1 protein-coding gene and 1 pseudogene are annotated in these 388 nt (G+C 26.3%); one reads left to right on the top strand and one right to left on the bottom strand.

Annotated features, from left to right (window positions below; genetic code table 11):
* Positions 1–235 (bottom strand): annotated as a pseudogene (locus tag BT993_RS06890) (hypothetical protein); the annotation flags it as partial.
* Here BT993_RS06890 and BT993_RS06895 point away from each other — a divergent pair.
* On the top strand, positions 202–388 hold a 187-nt coding region (locus BT993_RS06895), incomplete at its 3' end, for an FAD-dependent protein (protein ID WP_341860439.1). The pseudogene BT993_RS06890 and the gene BT993_RS06895 overlap by 34 nt on opposite strands.

A 388-nucleotide genomic window follows, 5' to 3' on the forward strand; every position in this document is an offset into this window, starting at 1 on the left:
CCTCTTTTTTATCTAAATCTAAAACTTTTAATGAATGTAATTTTGAATTTTTTTCAACATAATTTATAACCTTATTTCTAAATCTATACTCTCCACCAAGACTTATTACTTTATTTCTAATATTTTCAACTATTTTAACAAGCTCATCTGTCCCTAAATGAGGTTTAGAAATATATGATATACTTTCATCTGATAAATGGAATGAGTTATAGTAAAAGAGACTTAGAAAATGCAAATTCAGCAGTATTAGTTAATGTAACTCCAGATGATTTAGGAGAAGGAAATTTAGCTGGAATGTATTTTCAAAGAGATTTAGAAGAAAAAGCATTTATTATGGGTGGTTCAAATTACAAAGCACCTGTGCAATTGGTACAAGATTTTATAAAAA

It is taken from the genome of Streptobacillus ratti (assembly GCF_001891165.1).
Classification (GTDB): Bacteria; Fusobacteriota; Fusobacteriia; order Fusobacteriales; family Leptotrichiaceae; genus Streptobacillus; species Streptobacillus ratti.